Source organism: Limnoraphis robusta CS-951 (assembly GCF_000972705.2).
Window position 1 is genome coordinate 1 of record NZ_LATL02000268.1, and the last position, 17291, is coordinate 17291.

Consider the following 17291-nt stretch of genomic DNA (forward strand, 5'->3'; position numbering starts at 1 on the left):
TAAATTGGGTTGTCATTTTGTTTGAACCAATATACAATCAATTTACAGACCAATCTGAACACGGACAATGAAAGCCAGGTATCAATACCGAATCTATCCGACACTTCAACAGCAGACCGAACTAGCAAAGCTATTTGGCTGTTGCCGTGTCGTGTGGAACGATGCACAGGCTCACTGTATCGAAATGTACAAAACTGGGCAAAAAAAGCCTAGTAATGCTCAACTCCAAAAGCAGTTTATTACCCAAGCCAAGAAAACGGTAGAACGGGAATGGTTATCAGAAGTTTCTAATATCCCTTTACAACAATCTTTGAACGACTTAGAACAGGCTTATCAAAACTTTTTTAAGTCGTGTAAGGGAACGCGACTTGGGAGAAAAGTTAGACCTCCTAAGTTCAAGAAACGCCATGCAAAACAGTCAGCAAGGTTTCGAGTTGGTGGCTTTAAACTGGATGGAGACAAAATATCTTTAGCCAAGATTGGTAATTTCAAGATAATTTGGTCAAGACCTCTACCCAGTCCACCAAGCTCAATTACGGTCATTAAAGATGCTGCAAACCGTTATTTCCTCAGCTTTGTTGTTGAGGTTTATCAACAATTAATGCCCAAGTCTCCCAATAGTATAGGGATAGACTTGGGCATTAAAATGTTTGCTGTTCTGAGTTCTGGAGAGAAAATAGATGCTCCTAAACCCCTAAAAAAACGGATAAAAAGACTGCGGAAACTCAATCGAAACTTATCTCGAAAACAGAAGGGTTCTAAGAGATACGAACGAGCGAGGGTTAGAAAAGCTAAACTCTACGCCCGAATGAAGGACACCCGCAAAGACTTTCTGCACAAGTTATCAACCCGAATAATCATCGAAAACCAAGTGATTGTTCTGGAAGACTTAAATGTGTCGGGAATGGTCAAAAATCGTAAGCTTTCAAAAGCAATTAGCGATTTAGGGTGGAGACAGTTTAGAACTCTTCTTGAAGGTAAAGCCGAAAAATATGGCCGAGAATTTCGAGTAATAAGTCGGTGGGAACCGACAACTCAAAAATGTTCGTGCTGCGGCTTTAAAGGTGGTAAATTAGACCTTTCTGTTCGTGAGTGGACTTGTTTAAATTGTGGAACAGTACATGATCGTGATGGAAATGCCGCCTCAAATATTTTACTCGCCGGAGGACTTTCGGAGAGCCTAAACGGACGCGGAGGCAGGCGTGAGACTTCGGTTATTGAAGCAGCAGCCCGTGAAACGTCAACCCACCTAGAGAATGCTGTTCAATTATCAATATTTGATATTTTGAAATAGTCTTCTGCTGGGAATCCCCGTTGTTTACGACGGGGAGGATGTCAATAGGTGGTGAGTTTGTCGAGTTCCCCTAATAGTTTATCAATACCTGCGTTTGACTCAAAAAAGGAAAATAAATGTTGATAACGGAGTATTCCGTCTCGATCTAAAACAAACTGAGCAGACAAAGGCGCTCCTAATGCTTGACCCAATTTGTATCGTCGAAAAGTATTGCAATTCGGGTCGGACAATAAGGGCATTTTTAAGCCCAAATCCTTAACCACAGTTTGACTTTGTTGCTCGTCAGTGCTGGTAATCATCAACACTTCAACCCCCCGTTGTACAAACTGTTCATAGTTCGTATTCAGAGCTTTAATATGGGGGTAACAAAGCGGACAATATTGTTTTTCGGTAAAAATGCGAGTAAACGCCAAAACAACCGGACAGTTTCCCCGATAGTTTGACAGACGAACCGACTGACCATGAGTGACATCAGGCAGTTGAAAATCCGGTGTCTTTAAACCGATTTGTAGATAATAGGTCGCCGGAATCGGTAAAAAGTTCTTGAAAAAGCGACGATTGAATAAGCCACTAAAATCAGTAGAAGTCAGCATCATTTTCACCAGTTAACAATCAAGAATGAGTTGGGGTGACGGCTCACAGAACAAACCGTTATATTTATATATATACAATTGTCTATGATTTTCCCATCCCCCTGACTCATTCTCAATGAATAACTCAGATTAAACCGCAGCAAAGAAGTCCTTAGACTTCACAGGGTCAGGAATCATCGTCTTTTCACCAGGCTTCCAACCTGCCGGACAAACTTCATCGGGATTGGCTTGCACGTACTGAATGGCTTGCAGGGTGCGTAAGGTTTCATCCACGTTGCGACCAAAAGCAAGGTTGTTGATGGTTGCGTGTTGGATAACGCCTTCTTTATCAATGATAAACAGACCCCGCAGGGCAATTCCCGCTTCTGGATCTAAGACATTGTAAGCTGCACTGATATCTTTCTTGATGTCAGAAACCAGGGGATATTTTAAGTCACCGACTCCACCGGATTTGCGATCAGTTTGAATCCACGCTAAATGGGAGAATTCACTGTCAACGGAAACACCCAGGATTTGGGTATTGAGTTGGGTGAATTCTTCGGTGCGATCGCTAAATGCTGTAATCTCAGTCGGGCAAACAAAAGTGAAGTCCAACGGATAGAAGAAAAGGACAACATATTTGCCGCGATAGTCAGACAGCTTGATCGTTTTGAATTCTTGATCGATGACAGCAGTTGCGGTAAATTCGGGTGCAGATAAACCAACGCGAATGCACTCTTCTGCCATAACGTATTTCTCCTTGACTTTCTCTACGATGATGTCCCACTCAATCCGATTAGGAAGTAAATCCTCTGGATACTTCCTCGGGTTTACGAATTGTTACGAGGATATCATACTCGAAATGACTACAACTACGCAAGCTATCAAAAAAGCACGCTCATTTTTTACAGAGACGCGCTTTATTTCGAGTATTAAATGGCTCCGGCTGGATTTGAACCTGCGACCTTGGGCTTATGAGTCCCCTGCTCTAACCACTGAGCTACGGAGCCAGAGTTTCATCAACAATTTTCAATTATAGCAAAACCAGATTAAAAATTGCAAGCCCTTCGACTGAAAAATTTTTGAATCTGAACAGTGAACACTGGGAGTTCAGGAGTTCAGAAGACAGCAAACAGTTTTAGGAAGAAATTGATAACTGTTCCCTGTCTTGCAAACTTTGCTCTCGCCGGAAACCGCCGGGCCGCAAGTTTGCGCTGTTCCCTGTTTCCTGTTCCCTGTTCGCTGATTCTTTGAAAAATCCGTCCTATCGTTGAGACAGATTATCCGCTTCGTTCGGAAGAAGAGCCATCGGATTGACAGCACCTTGTCCAGAGGGATGAATCTCAAAGTGTAAATGGGGGCCTGTACTTCTACCCGTGCTTCCCATTTCCGAGATTTGATGACCCTGGGCGACCTTCTGACCAACACTCACCAGAACGCGATCATTATGAGCGTAAAGCGTCAAACTGCCATCAGGATGCTCAATTTCCACCAAGTTTCCGTAGCCGCCACTGTTCCACCCAGCATAAGTCACGACACCGGGAGCCGCCGCAAAAATCGGTGTCCCAATGGGAGCCGCAATATCAATCCCTTGGTGCATCCGTCCCCAACGCCAGCCATAGCCCGACGTTAAAATCCCTCTCGACGGCCAGATATAGCCATTAAACCGCATCGTACCCCCAGGAAGATAGGTATCCGGGCCTGGAAGAGGCGGTAAATCGGGAGAAACAATCCGCCCGAGAGCCGGATTTTTCAACGGATCATAAGCACTTGAGCCTAAAGGTGCCGTAGCCACCACAGACGGATCATCCTTTTGGCGTTGGGCTTGCAGTTGTTCAGAGGGTTGCAGCGAAGCAGCACCGTCTTGAGTGGCTAACTCAGCGACAGGGATAGACTGTTCAGGAGGTTGACTGTTTCCGCCTGCAATCTCTTTCTGACGCAGATAAGCATCAGGATTGAACTCTGGATTAACCCGACGCAATAACAACGGTTGTTGAGCGTTAGTAGGCGTAAGATCTTCGGGAGAAGACGGTTCATCAGGCATCTGTTGAGAAGCATCAGCCAACAGTTGCGCCTGCTGGAGCTTGTATTCTTGGCGCAATCGATCAACATCAGCCCGTAAACGACTGGTATGGACCGAAGGAGATTCACCCTTGACACCAGAGGACTTCGCCTTGAGATCGACAGTTGAGGAAACCAGTTGAGCCTGGAGTTGGCCACGAGCAAGCAGAGTTTGACCCGGAATCGCCGTCGGCTCGGTAATCGAACCGGAAGCTTTCATCATCGCCAGTTGATCCAAAGAAAACTGACTCTCGGGCTGACTATTAGGCGTGAGGGTGTAAGGCTGCACTCGGCTCAACTGATTGCCAATCGGTTTAGAGGTTTTGGACTTCAGCTCAGAGGAAAGCTCAAAAGGCTTAAGCGCACCATTGAGTCGGGACTGATTCAATCCCAAACCATTGCTTGTTGGAGTTGAAACCGATTCTTCTCCCGATGGGGATTCCGTTTCTAAATTTTGAGAACGTCCAAACTGATCAGGCTGATTTGAAGAGGGGTTCTGAAAAAGGGAACGATGAGAAGATCGTTGGGGAATTCTGAGATTTTGATTGGCTTGTATTAAATTGGGATTTTGGAGATTATTCGTTCTGATAATCTCTTCGACAGACACATTATAACGACGGGCAATCTGAGCCAGGGTTTCCCCCGAATTAACGCGATAGACAACCGAAACGGAGTGATCCGTTAATTCCGATTCAATAACAATCGCTCCAGGCACTTCAGGTGTAGCGTAGGGCTGATTTGTACCTGTCGTCTCGGGTAAGGCGTAGTTGGGTTGCTCGGCTCTAGGGGCTGATGAATCCCCAAAAGAGTTCGAGAGCGCACCACCAGAACCCACAGGAGAGGAATTAGGCTGGCTGCCATCGGGTGCGGATGTTGGCGAATCTGGGAGTGATTCTGAACCCACAACCGGAGCTTGAAACCCTGACTCTGACAATTCGGCTAAACCGGATTTGGGAGCTTTCACAGACTGCTCTCCAGGCTCGAAGGCGGAATCTTCTGTATTCGAGTTTTCGATCGGCCTGGATAAATTCCGCAGCAAAGAAGGTTGCCATTCGGAATCCTTTACGGGTGCATTGGCCTGATTTTCCCCCGTTTGAGAGTTGGAGACTCCATCGGAGGATGGCTGCATTTCTGGAGTGAGTGTCGCCGCAGTGGGTACTGTATTGGCATGACTCCCTTCAGGGCAGAGAATACCGGAGGCGATGGCTAGACCCAGAAAAGCAGCCGAGGTGTATGCCTTACTACTCCCTGAGAATGTTGCCTGCTGTGCAGGTACCACTTTAGCCTCTTTTTCCTTGGCATCCGTGGCAGGTTGGTCTGAATGTGGAACTGTTCCTTTCAAAGAACGACCTCCTATGGAGAAGCGTTTAACTGTCCTTGGTTTATTCAACGAACTCACATCAGTGATCAATATCACTTTTAGAACTTGATAGATCTCACTGAAAGTCATCAATGCTTACGTCAGGTTACCCTGCTTTGTTCATTTCGGCAAGTTATTTGTTCGTTAGTACAATCGCTTCAAGGCCGATTGCTGCCAAATAATAACTGCCGAATTGCCCAATCATGATCACAATTGGACGCTTGATTGAGTAAGAGTCCAGATGTGAATCTACACTAACTTACTCGAAAAGTACAACTATCTTTTCTCGGCTACCCGACTGGGACGGGTGACTCCTATTTCAAGTCTATTCAACCCATTTTGCAGCCGAACTGACCCCAGAATAAGACTTAAAGCCTCGTCCCCTGAATTGAGGAGCCGATTAACGATGAATAAAATCTATCACTTATCAAGCCAATCTCCATCCGGGAACTTATAAAAAAAAGTTATCTATGTTTTCGGATTTTTGCGTTTAAATCACTGCATCTTTTGGAAAACATAAACTCTCTCTTGCAGGGACTAGGCCTTGAAAAAGCCTAATTGTCTACGAGCCTCAAATAAGCCTATCGCTACACTCACAGATAGGTTTAAGCTTCGCACACCTGGTTCATCCATCGCAATAGAAGTTGTCACATCACAAGCCTCAAGCACTGAGGGCGGCAGTCCGGCGGTTTCACAGCCAAACAGCAGCCAATCATTGGCTTGATACTGAAACTCTATGTAATTCTGCTGACCCCGTTTACTAAACCCAATCCAGCGTCCTCCCCAATATTGGTGATACCGTTTAAAGGCATCCAGGTCGGGGTGAAATTTCAACGGAACATAGGGCCAGTAATCTAAGCCAGCCCGCTTTAAATCGCGATCGCGAATTTCAAACCCCAACGGCCCAACTAAATGCAGTTCTGTACGGGTAGCGGCACAAGTTCGAGCCACATTACCCGTATTGGGGGGAATCTGAGGTTGAATCAAAACAACACGGGGCATGAATTATCCATCATCAAGGTTTGACTTTCAGCCAGGCAGACTCACAGAAATAGAGGAATAAGGAATTCTCTTACGAGTTTGCCAGAAATTTGACCCTAATTCATAGTTTTTCTTTATATTTCCACGAAAAGTTGAAAGATAAGATATTCTAAACTTTTATTACGCTTATGCAACCAGAGAAGGTTGACACAATTTGTCTTCAAACTCTTGTTCCTGCTGTTCCATCTCAATGATCGCATTCTGCACAATCTGGCGACTACTCAACCCCTGTTGATGCAGTCTCAACCATTGTTGAGCGGTATTTCCCTCTTGCAAAATTTTCTTCACCGGAGACAAAAAGCAGCTAAAGCCTTGCTGTTTCGCAACAGGCCTGACTTCTTGATAGAGTTGCTCGATCCAATCACGAGCCAAAATCACTTGGCCATTTTTCCAATGTCGCAGGGGAGCGTCTAAACTCAGACGAGCGGCTTGGGCTTCATTTTCTTCGGTTAAGGTCATCAAGTCGGAAGCTCTGCTACTGGCTGGAAAATCACTTTGTTCTAGCGGATCAAGGCGGCGATCGCCAAACATCTGCCACAGTCTGGCTTCTAATAGGGCTGTGACAGCCAGTAAGGCCACCGGGTTAACAATTAGATCACAAATTCTCAGTTCGAGGCGATTGAGATTGTAGGGACGCCGATCGCCATTGGGTCGCACAGACGACCACAGATGACGGACATTGTACATGGTTCCCAGTGCCAGTTGTTCTTCCGTCCAGTTAATATAATGAGCGTGACTTTCAAATAACGGAACGTGTTGAGGTGTTTGTGGAAAAACAGACCAGCGTGTGGAATGATTGCCTGTCGGTTGGCCGTCGAGAAAGGGAGAGGAGGCACTCAGGGCTAAATATAGCGGCGCTTCCACCCGAACTAGACGAATCGCTTGCATCAACAGTTCCGGGTCACTGATGCCAATATTGATGTGAATGCTGGAGGTGACAACGGTTGTGCCGTAGGTTTGCTCGATGTGAGTATGATAAGGATTGTTGGGATCGGAGCGATAGAAGGTGTCGCTCTCACCCAAAGACAGGGTACTTCCCGGAATGAGGGTATAGTTTCCCCATTGCTTGAGAGTCTCTCGTAGCGATCGCCTGGGCTTGAGCAATGCACATAACAGGCGATCATAGCTGTACAAAGGTGCTGTCGTATACTCGACATTGCGAGTATCGGGTTCTCGCACAAATCCCTCGAGTTCAGCGACAATCCGATCCGAAAGGCCGACAACTTCTCCTTGAGGACTGCCAGTATACATTTCTACTTCAAAGCCTTTTGACAATAGCACGTTAATTCCTCAGTTCGGCGTTTGGTGGCTAGAGGTGAGAGCGCCATCTGAACTTAGAGCTAGGTAGAGGGACTCGATTCAGATACTACGGATTCAAGCCTCTGTTTTTTTGGGGTTGATCTATTTTATCCTATCATAGATTCACATTCCCAAGGAAAGATACTTTCTGATTCCTCCGAAGGATTGAATACATAGTCATAGTCAAATTCTACAGAGCGAATATGACGGGTCACTGAAAAGCCACAGTTAATCACTTGATCCGTGGTAAAGGTCACAAGAATTAGTTCGATGAGTTTGCGGGAAGAAATTTCGGGTTTCTTGACGAAATAATCTCGGCGAGCGAAAAATATTCGTTCATCTTTGGGAACGACGATTCCATTCAGTTTGTGTGTATTTTGAATGGGTTTGATATAGTTTCTGATGAAATCATCTGGGTTTCTTTGCAGTCGAGATAAGCGTTCATGCTGAAGCCAACTCATATTGAACATCAATTTTAATAACTCAAACCCTAAAACATAATAAAACACTTTATCTTTATCTTCGGGGTTTAAAGCCAATCTCAAGGCAGATTCCAGATATTCATAGGGCTGACAACGAGCATCTTGAGCGGAGTGGACATAAAACTGTTTGATGTAGTTTCTCAAAAGAGATTCATTCAAATTCGTGTCGAGTTTAAACCAGCTTAAATACCGCTTGATTCGTTGCAGCGTATCAACATCTTCTAAGAGTTTAGAGACTAAACCATCAGCCGTATATTCATCTAAAAACTCGGCTTGCTTCTCCGGGGAGGAACCGCACAAAATATAACACAAGGACAAAACATAACGTCGTTCGTTCCAGGGTAAACTCTGCGCCCATTGCTGAACCTCGGGCGGCAATCGATCAAACAAAGCATTTTTGTTTAGGGGTTCGAGGAAATTTTTTGTCTTCTGCTTTAACATGGCTCTTTCTTGAACCTTTCTGTGGTTTTTTCTGGGGTCAAAATTAGAAATGGTTGCAAAACTCAATTGTTGAATAGCTTGTTAAACAGCTTTGACTCACTTTTGTTGTGATTTATATCACAAATATTTGTGCTTTTGATCGCTTCAATCTCTGCCCTAACACCCCGCCCAATTTCCGGCTCTTGTCATTACCTTTAACAGTTGTTGATCTCCTCTAAATTTTATTTAGATCGGGTGATCTTCAATCCTATTCATCTGTTTTGCAATTGATCAATTTATTTTTGCATTCTAACACGATTGTCTCAAAAATTACAGCCAAAAGTCAAGGCTATTTTCTCCATATTTATACCGGACTTTAGTTGTAAAATTTATACCCAACTTAAGCTGGTAAACTTAGATACATGGACTTTCAGTATTTTCAAGGAGAAATTGCAAATGAGCGTGATTATTGCTGCTGATCGAAGTGGATCGGGTAAAACAACCATCACCCTCGCTCTTCTCGCCTATCTTCAACAAAAACAATTTAATATCCAATCTTTGAAAGTTGGCCCTGATTATATTGATCCGATGTTTCATCAATTTGTCACTCAAAAACCCTGTTATAATCTCGATCCCATTCTCACATCAGAAGCTTATATTAAACAGTGTTTTACTACTCATACTCAAAACGCTGATTATGCTCTGATCGAAGGAGTTATGGGGTTATTTGACGGCGTTTCACCCCCCAATAGTCACACCCCTACAGCTTCTACCGCTCACATTGCTCAAATCCTCAATTTACCTATTTTATTCGTCATAGATTGTAGTCGATTATCCGGTTCAGTCGCCGCAATTGTTCATGGTTTTACTACCCTCAATCCTCAATTAAAATTTGCAGGTTTAATCCTAAATAAAGTCGCCAGCGATCGCCATCTTGAACTGTTAAAAGAAGCTCTAGAACCATTCCTAATTCCCATTCTTGGGGTAGTACGACGACAAGATCAAATTCACCTCCCAGAGCGGCATTTAGGCTTAGTTCCTACTGATGAACTGCCTCAACTCAGCATTTTAGTTGACAAACTCGCAAATTTAGCCGCCAACTGTTTTAACTGGGAAAAACTCCTTCCCTTATTAAAAACCAAAAAAACAGTAGATGTTCAATCAAATCTAACAAAACCTAGTTTTTATGATCCCATTAAAATTGCTGTTGCTCGCGATAAAGCCTTCTGTTTCTACTATCAAGATAATCTTGATTTTTTACAAAAACTCGGAGCGGAATTAATTTTTTGGAGTCCTTTAAACGATACTAAACTTCCTGACAATATTCAAGGATTTTATTTTGGGGGTGGCTTTCCCGAACTCTTTGCTGAACAGTTATCCGCAAATTTATCAGTTATAAAAGCTATTCAAAATCTGATCTCCGTAGGAATACCAACCTATGCAGAATGTGGAGGTTTAATGTACTTATGTGAAGAAATTATTGATTTTGAGAACAAATCCTGGCCAATGGTTGGTACTCTTCCGACAAAAGCCTTTATGGGAAAACAGCTAAAATTAGGATATTATCAAGCAACAACTTTGCAAGAAAGTCCTTTATTACCCAAAGATAAAACTATTTTCGGACATCAGTTTCATCGTTCAGAACTCACGATAGAGTCCAAAAATCCTCTTTATAAAATGAAGCGTTATGGTAAAAATAAAGGCAATGAAACAATAACCGAAGGATGGTCATTGGTTAATCTTCATGCGTCTTATTTACATTTACATTGGGGAAATTATCCCGAAATTCCAACCCGATTTTTACAGCAATGTTCTATTTTCCAATAAACCTGCTGTAGATTACATTTTCAAAACCCTGTTGATTAGAGAAACCGGGTTTTTATTCTCCCCAGTTATACCTCATAGAACAATGAATTTGCAACAATTCAGGAAGCGTAACAATATATGTTGCCATTATATTGCTGTTGAAATCCAATTCCCATGAAAACCACTGGGGACCCGAACCGGAAGATGAATTTCAGCCAGAGGTTCACCTGCAAAATTAGCCGGATCAAGAATCACTAAACTACTGGTTGCTGTTGTTTCATCAAAGACAAATGTGACTACATATCCCTGATCTTCACCCTCTTGTCCAACTTTAGGAATAAAGCTAGCTTCCCCACAATATCGTCCCGGTTTAAAGCGATGAACATGAGTAACTTTCCGTTCTAAATCATATTGAATCAGTTCAGAGAAATAGTTGGGAATTTGCTTTTCTGCCATTAATTCCACATCAATATGAGGCGTATATCCAAAGCGGTAGGGTTGTCCCGTTTTACGAAAATCAAACGTCGGAAAATCAACGACTCGATCATCTAAAGGTTGATGTTTGGCTGTTTTATCTTGAGGATTAATTGTTAATCGTTGTAGATGAGATTTGATCTCTTTTCCAGAAGTTACAGCAGTGGGTTCTAATTTTATCTGATTATGATAGGCAAAATCAACAACAACTTCTCCCTGTTGTTCATAAGCATTCATAAAATGCCACATCCACAGGGGTTCTGTTTCAATCCAAATCGGTTTTTGATCAACATTTTTCCGATGAATTAAGCCGATTTTTGTTCCATATTCAGGCTTCCATTCAAAGGGAAATTGCCCCCCAAGGGCTTGAAATACATTAAAAACCAGAGGACAATGAAAGAAAATGATGTAATTTTCAGTAATTGCTGTATCATGTATGAGTGCCGGAGATGCCATTTCAATGGGAGTTTTACGGATAATTTTTCCCTGTTTATCAGCGACATAATACACTAAATAAGGAGCCGCCAACAGAGAATAACGATAAAAATGTAACTCTCCTGTTTTCGGATCAACCTTGGGATGTGCAGTCATTGCCTCTTCAAGTTCTCCACCAAAATCCCACTCTCCCAATGTTTCTAAATCACTAGACATTTTATAAGGGAGTCCGACTTCATACAAGGCTAATAAATGATCTCCATAGGGGACAATATTGGTATTGGCAAAGTTAACAAGGGGCATATTTTGTCGTTCTTTTCCCTCAATATCTTGCTGCAAACTCTTGGTCATAATCCAGCGATTCCGATAACTGGCTTTTCCTTCTTTGAGATAAACCGCATGAATCATTCCATCGCCTTCTAAGGGATATTGATAAGCAACTGGTTTTAAGTAAGGATTGGGGCCGTTTCGCATATACATTCCGTTCAAATCTGCGGGAATTTCCCCGGTTATTTTTAAGTTTTCAATATCTACTTCTTGAAAAACCGGAGCGTTAATCCCTTGTAAAAAAATGTTATCACTTAACCAGTCTTGGGCTGAAATTAATTTTCGACTGGGAGCAGATAAAGCAAACAGAGAATGACCCCCAACAGTCGAAAGAAAAGAGGCGTAGGCGGCAGCTTTTAAAAAATCTCGTCGGGAAAAGTTCGACCGTTTCATCTTAAAAAAATAATATCTCTACAGGTGGCTAAAATTTTAAACCCAGAATCTAGAGATCGTGAAAATTATTTATTCTATTTTAACAAAAATATAAATTAAACTTTAATCTGTTCTTCAAGATACAAATATACCTCAAAAACCCGGTTTCTCAAAGAAACCGGGTTTTTATACAAGTTTTTATACAAAATTCAGTTACAAATTCAACAATAATACAAAACTTTAAACTGAAAAGGGGATGTAAATTCTCTCGAACAGTCAACTTGCTGCGGAAGCACCCATCCCCTGAACGATTACCTAACTTGCGGTGACATCGACAACCGTTTTTTCAGCATCAACAACCTCAGCTTCAGCAACTTCAGTAGATGCTTTATTCGGACTACTCTTGAGACGTTCTAACAACAACTGAGAAATTTCTGTCACAAACAAAGTCGCAACAATTCCATCATCAATCCATCCTATAATGGGAATAAAATCAGGAGCAATATCAATCGGACTCAACAAATAAAGTAAGGTGCCGAGAATCAATACCCAACGGTATTTAGTGTTACGCAGCGTGTGACTATACCAATTATAGAAGGATTGAACTAGGTTTTTCATTGGGCTACCTCGTTGACATTTCGTATATTTATATAATTACAGTTCGTCTGTTTCCCTGGAAGTGTAGATTTTCCCCCCACAATATTCGGGAAGTTACACCCGGTTTCTTTTCGGAATGAAGCCCAAAGCAGTTGTAGTGCGACAGTCGCTTACTGCGGTAATATAATAGATGTTATAGGGAAATGGGGGTCGAGTGTTTTGAGCGATCGCATTCAATATTGGAGAAAACGTCAAGCCCAGCAAAAAGCCCAAAATCAGCGAATGGTACTGCAAGCGCGTTCACAGTTAGTTGAGATTGTTAATGTTCTAGTCGAGAAGTTTAACGTTACAAAGGTGATTGTCTTTGGGTCATTAGTTAAAGATAAATTTACGGCTGAGTCTGATATTGATATTGCAGTCGAAGGGATTAGAAAGCAGGATTTTTTTACCGCATTATCAGCAGTCAATCGTCTAACAGATCGATGGGTAGACTTAAAACCAATAGAAGATTTAGAACCTCATTTTCGCCAACGAGTTTTGGAGACAGGAGAATGTATTTATGAGGCAGATTTCAGCAAGTCAAGTTCGGGAACTGACCACTGATATTGAAGTAGAGTTAGAACGCTTAGGACGTTTAGAAAGTGGGATTAATCAAGTTCAGCAAGAGATGAGGCGGACTCCAGAACTTGCTACTATTTTTTATGAAAGTGTTGCTTTAAAACTGCACAATTTCTATACGGGTTGTGAACGTATTTTTCAACTGATAGCATCTGAGTTAAATGGTATCCTTCCCTCTAGTTATGATTGGTATAAACGACTCTTAAATCGAATGGGAGTTGAACGAGAAGGACTTCCTAAAGTCCTAAGTCAAGATACAATTAGCCGCTTACAAGATTATCTCGGCTTTCGGCATATTGTTCGCAATCTTTATGGTTTTGAGTTAGATCCGGTTCGACTAGAACAACTTATTGAACAGTATCCTCCTGTCTGGCATCAATTTCAAGACGAAGTTCGACAATTTTTGAATGAGTTACAGAATTTAGCCGAACAGTTAGAAGGAGATAATTCTTTTTAAATCAAGTCTGTATTAGATTGATAATTTTGAAAAACTTGTTGATAAAACTCCTCGAGTGCTTTGACGCAAGTTTCATCATCAAATAAGTGATCTTGACGTTGACTCATGCGTTGAGAAATATCTTTTCGCCAAGCAGAATCTAAGCCTAATTTAACCGCAATGTCAATATATTCGGCTTCATTTTGAGCAATAGTATCCGTCACACCTAACATTTTTAAGAAACTATCTGCATGACGACCTCGCATAAATTCACCCGGACAAGTTACAATGGGTAAATTGCAGGCGATCGCTTCTAAAGAGGTATTTCCCCCCGACCAAGTAAAGGTATCTAAAAACACGTCTGAAAGTAGATTTAACATCAGATAGTCTGAACGTTCAGGAATGCTGAGATGAATGCAATAATTATCGTGATTTAAACCCACAGCAGCAAAAGCACGTTCGAGACGAGGGATTAAGATTGTTCCCCGTAAAAATAGAAACTTTGCGTTAGGAACTCCCTGGGAAATTTCGGGTAAAATATAATCGTATTGCGGTAAATATTTAAACGGGGCTTGACAGCAGAAATAGAGAACACAATCTTCTGGGATATTAAAATCTGATCGGCTTTTTGTTAAAGTTGGAATATCTTTCGGTTTGGGATAAGCAACCCCAATATTCGGTAAACGAACCAGAGTTTCTGAGTAATGTTCTTGTGCGTTTTCCGGTTCCATTAACTGACTCGATAAAAAGTAATCAATGGTTGGGAGTCCCGTTGTTACTGGGTGTCCCCAAGCGGTACATTGAATAGGGGCTAAACGTAAAGCCGCCATCTGCATTGTCGGTGCATCCATACCAATTTCAGGATAGACTAAAATATGCAGTTTATCGTTCAGAATTTGTTGACAAACGGCTGGGAAGTTTCCGGGGATCTGATGAAAAATATCGCTATATTGCCGAAATTTTTGCGTAATCGGATCGGGAGTATTACTGGTATAATAACAGTAAACTTCAAAGTTATTATGATTACAAAATTTCAACCATCCTGTTAACCAAAGGGTGCCACTATAGGAATGTAGATAATGGGAAACATACCCAACTCTAATTTTTTGTTCAACTTTTGGCATCGTTAACGGTTGAACCCAGTCGGGATAGTTAGCCGCCATAATATGATGAACTAAATTACCATAATTTTTTTGAGATTCAACAACATTGTGGGCTTGATAGGCTAAATAAAAATTAGTCCATCGACTTAAACCCCAGAATGCACTTTCTCTTTCTGCGGGAGTGTCTAAACGAGTAGTGTTAATTAAAGTTTGGAGTTCTTGTTCAAATCGTTTTCTGTAATAATTGATTGATTCAGAGTTATGATAGATAATCGGAACAATCAGATGTTTCATCAGTTTAAATGTATAGTCATCAGGAAGATGGTTAAAAGCAGTTTCCGCTTGATAAATTGCCGCTTCTGTTTCTGCTTGGCGGAGTAACTGTAAAATCAAAGAAAAGTGCAATTGTCCTGATTTCGGATGAATTTGTGTTCCGGTTTGTAGAACTTTTATTGCTTCTAGAGGTTGATGAATTTTATTAAAACAATCACTCAGGGTTGCATAGAGTTCAACTTCTCCGGGTTGAAGGTTTAGATAGTTTTGAAAGAATTGAATTGCTTCGTTGTATTTTCCCTGTTGATAATACTGTTGAGCAAAGCTATAATAAATAGGTGCGGGGTTGTCTTTTGCTGATTCAGCAATATTAAGGTTTTGTTGAACTTCTACTGCATCAGGATTGAGTGTTAAAGCAGTTTGATAAACAGAGATCGCTTCTTCAAATCGAGTTTGTTCAAAGAGAATATTTCCTAAGTTTAGATAGCTTCCCCAGTGGTTCGGGTTGATTTCAATTGCGTTTCGATAAATAGCTTCTGCTTCAGTCAGTGAACCTTGCTGTTTAATCAGATTTCCTAAGTTTTGATAGGCGTAGACTAAACTATTATCAAGTTCAATGGCGGTTTGATAAGCGGTAATGGCTTCTGAATATTTCTCTAGCTTTTCTAAACCCAATCCCAGATGATAATGTCTAACGGCAATTGATGAATCTATTTCTAAAGATTTGAGAATGGCTTCGACAGATTTTGAATACTGTTCTCTTTCATAATAGAGGATACTGAGTTGATGCCAAGCTTCTGCATGATTGGGTTGCCATTGGAGGAATTGTTTATACTGTTTTTCGGCGATTTCATATTGTTTTTGGGCGTGAGATTGAACCGCTTGATCATAAATTTGGCTGAGATTGACTTCGGGCTGAAACTGTTGTATATTTTGAATGGCATGAAGAACGATTTGAGATTGTTGATCTTGAAAAGTGGAAACTGAATAGTTAAAGGTTTGTTGAGCATTCCAGCTTAAAAGTTGGATTTCTGATCCTAAAATTTGATTGAGGTTAATTGAGTCACAACCGTCTAATAAAATTTGGCATTGGGGATAAGCCGCCATAAAATCCCAAATCGCTTGTTGTACTGTGTCTATATCCGCAGAATAAACTAAAATCAGGGCTTGAGGGGTTAAAAAAGGCTGAACCAAAAGTAAACTCATCAAAACTGAGCGATAATCCGATAAACCTTGATAAAAGTAAACTCCAATTTGAGTATCGGTTTCAACTTCTCGCAATTCTAATAAAAAACACTCAAAATCCTGATTACAAAAAATAATCTGTTCTTCTAAATTAAAAGACTGTACATTTTCTAGGAGTTGTTCTAAAATAGTATTATCGGAAATTTCACTAACAGCATAAGCCATTGTTTCAGGATGACCGAACAATGCAGCAATCAGTGAAAAACCGTCCTGAGTTCCAATTTCGCAATACATTTCCGAGGCTTCTAAACAGTCCACCGCAACGTTAAGTAACTGCATGAGATTAACCGACATTTCTGGGTTTTTTTGTTCGAGTACCTGTTGAAATGGGTTTGATTTGGGCTGAACCGTCTCACGTTCCCAGTTGTCATAGAAGTTGGGGAGCTGCTGAATAAATTTTTGAACGTCCATTTTCGCGGTAGGATAAGTAAAAGGCGATCGCACATCATCTATAATAGTTCAGGCGGTGGGTTGAGTTCGAGGCGCGATTTGTCGGACAGCGCGATCGCTTTTGATCAAAAGTTGGGTAGTTTAAGGGAGTAGGCTGTTGTAGCAACCCCAGTGAGGCAGATATGACCAGTGCAGAACGAGAATATATGGAGTCCCGTCAACGCCGCCTTCAACGCAAACAAAAGTTAATCGCATTCATTGGAGTGATTGGGTTTGGCGGTTCAACTTTATTTACCCTGGTTCCAATGTTTAAGGATGCTTTGCAGCGACAAAATCAACCGGAAACAACAGAAGTTGATTCTGCTGAAGTGCAGTTAAAAGCACAAGAAAAAGGCTATGAAAGTGTATTGCAGAGAGAACCTGAGAACTTAACGGCTTTAGAAGGTTTGATGAATGTTCGGCTACAATTAAATGATCCGAAAGGCGCGATTGAACCGTTAGAAAAGTTGGTTCAGTTGAGTCCAGAGAGAGAAGATTATAAAGCGTTATTAGTTCAATTAAACTCAGTAGAGTAACAGATCAAAATAACAGTGTAGAAATTTTAAAATACATTTTTAAAAGTTCAATTCTAATTAGAATTAAAATGGCAATCAATACAGTTTTTGATCAGACCCCTATCTGTAAAA

Annotated in this window: 14 protein-coding genes and 1 tRNA gene; 5 read left to right on the plus strand and 10 right to left on the minus strand. The window is 41.4% G+C overall.

Annotated elements, in window-relative coordinates; genetic code table 11:
- The first annotated feature begins 67 nt into the window (after positions 1 to 67).
- Positions 68 to 1294, plus strand: coding sequence for an RNA-guided endonuclease InsQ/TnpB family protein (locus WN50_RS22725; protein ID WP_049560840.1), 1227 nt, complete (start codon positions 68 to 70; stop codon positions 1292 to 1294).
- Positions 1295 to 1335: 41 nt separating this feature from the next.
- Here WN50_RS22725 and WN50_RS22730 read toward each other — a convergent pair whose 3' ends face one another.
- From WN50_RS22730 to WN50_RS22760, 7 genes are all read right to left on the minus strand, one after another.
- The gene (locus tag WN50_RS22730) at positions 1336 to 1887 is read right to left on the minus strand and encodes a peroxiredoxin family protein (protein WP_046282438.1); all 552 of its coding nucleotides are present in this window, start codon (positions 1885 to 1887) and stop codon (positions 1336 to 1338) included.
- Between the two features lie 129 nt (positions 1888 to 2016).
- Positions 2017 to 2613, minus strand: coding sequence for a peroxiredoxin (locus tag WN50_RS22735; RefSeq protein ID WP_046282439.1), 597 nt, complete (start codon positions 2611 to 2613; stop codon positions 2017 to 2019).
- A gap of 190 nt (positions 2614 to 2803) precedes the next feature.
- A tRNA-Met gene (locus tag WN50_RS22740) sits at positions 2804 to 2876 on the minus strand.
- A gap of 254 nt (positions 2877 to 3130) precedes the next feature.
- On the minus strand, positions 3131 to 5269 hold the full coding sequence (locus WN50_RS22745) for a peptidoglycan DD-metalloendopeptidase family protein (RefSeq protein ID WP_046282450.1): 2139 nt from the start codon (positions 5267 to 5269) through the stop codon (positions 3131 to 3133).
- 555 nt (positions 5270 to 5824) lie between these two features.
- A complete protein-coding gene (locus WN50_RS22750; RefSeq protein ID WP_046282440.1) occupies positions 5825 to 6289 on the minus strand; it encodes a tRNA (cytidine(34)-2'-O)-methyltransferase in 465 nt (154 codons plus the stop codon).
- 165 nt (positions 6290 to 6454) lie between these two features.
- Positions 6455 to 7609 (minus strand): glutamate--cysteine ligase, encoded by a 1155-nt coding sequence (gene gshA, locus WN50_RS22755; protein ID WP_046282441.1) that lies wholly within the window; start codon positions 7607 to 7609, stop codon positions 6455 to 6457.
- 125 nt (positions 7610 to 7734) lie between these two features.
- Positions 7735 to 8550, minus strand: coding sequence for a cobyrinic acid a,c-diamide synthase (locus WN50_RS22760; RefSeq protein WP_046282442.1), 816 nt, complete (start codon positions 8548 to 8550; stop codon positions 7735 to 7737).
- Positions 8551 to 8985: 435 nt separating this feature from the next.
- Here WN50_RS22760 and WN50_RS22765 point away from each other — a divergent pair, with 435 nt between their 5' ends.
- Positions 8986 to 10356, plus strand: a complete 1371-nt coding sequence (locus WN50_RS22765) for a cobyrinic acid a,c-diamide synthase CobB (protein ID WP_046282443.1) — start codon at positions 8986 to 8988, stop codon at positions 10354 to 10356.
- A 126-nt stretch (positions 10357 to 10482) separates the two neighbouring features.
- Here WN50_RS22765 and WN50_RS22770 read toward each other — a convergent pair whose 3' ends face one another.
- Together WN50_RS22770 and WN50_RS22775 are read right to left on the minus strand one after the other, a co-directional pair.
- Entirely contained in the window at positions 10483 to 11964 is a 1482-nt protein-coding gene (locus WN50_RS22770; RefSeq protein WP_046282444.1) for a carotenoid oxygenase family protein, read from the minus strand.
- 294 nt (positions 11965 to 12258) lie between these two features.
- Positions 12259 to 12561: a YkvA family protein gene (locus WN50_RS22775; RefSeq protein ID WP_046282445.1), complete on the minus strand. Its 303-nt coding sequence runs from the start codon at positions 12559 to 12561 to the stop codon at positions 12259 to 12261.
- Between the two features lie 198 nt (positions 12562 to 12759).
- Between WN50_RS22775 and WN50_RS22780 the strand changes: the two genes are divergently transcribed.
- Positions 12760 to 13143 carry a nucleotidyltransferase family protein gene (locus WN50_RS22780; RefSeq protein WP_082172528.1) on the plus strand — a complete coding sequence of 128 codons (384 nt, stop codon included), beginning with the start codon at positions 12760 to 12762 and terminating at the stop codon, positions 13141 to 13143.
- The gene (locus tag WN50_RS22785; RefSeq protein WP_046282447.1) at positions 13100 to 13615 is read left to right on the plus strand and encodes a ribonuclease toxin HepT-like protein; all 516 of its coding nucleotides are present in this window, start codon (positions 13100 to 13102) and stop codon (positions 13613 to 13615) included. The genes WN50_RS22780 and WN50_RS22785 overlap by 44 nt, the downstream gene beginning before the upstream one ends.
- Here WN50_RS22785 and WN50_RS22790 read toward each other — a convergent pair.
- Positions 13612 to 16626, minus strand: coding sequence for a tetratricopeptide repeat protein (locus WN50_RS22790; RefSeq protein WP_046282448.1), 3015 nt, complete (start codon positions 16624 to 16626; stop codon positions 13612 to 13614). The two genes, WN50_RS22785 and WN50_RS22790, sit on opposite strands and share 4 nt — an antisense overlap.
- A gap of 161 nt (positions 16627 to 16787) precedes the next feature.
- Between WN50_RS22790 and WN50_RS22795 the strand changes: the two genes are divergently transcribed.
- Positions 16788 to 17180 carry a tetratricopeptide repeat protein gene (locus tag WN50_RS22795; RefSeq protein ID WP_046282449.1) on the plus strand — a complete coding sequence of 131 codons (393 nt, stop codon included), beginning with the start codon at positions 16788 to 16790 and terminating at the stop codon, positions 17178 to 17180.
- The last annotated feature ends 111 nt before the right edge of the window (positions 17181 to 17291 follow it).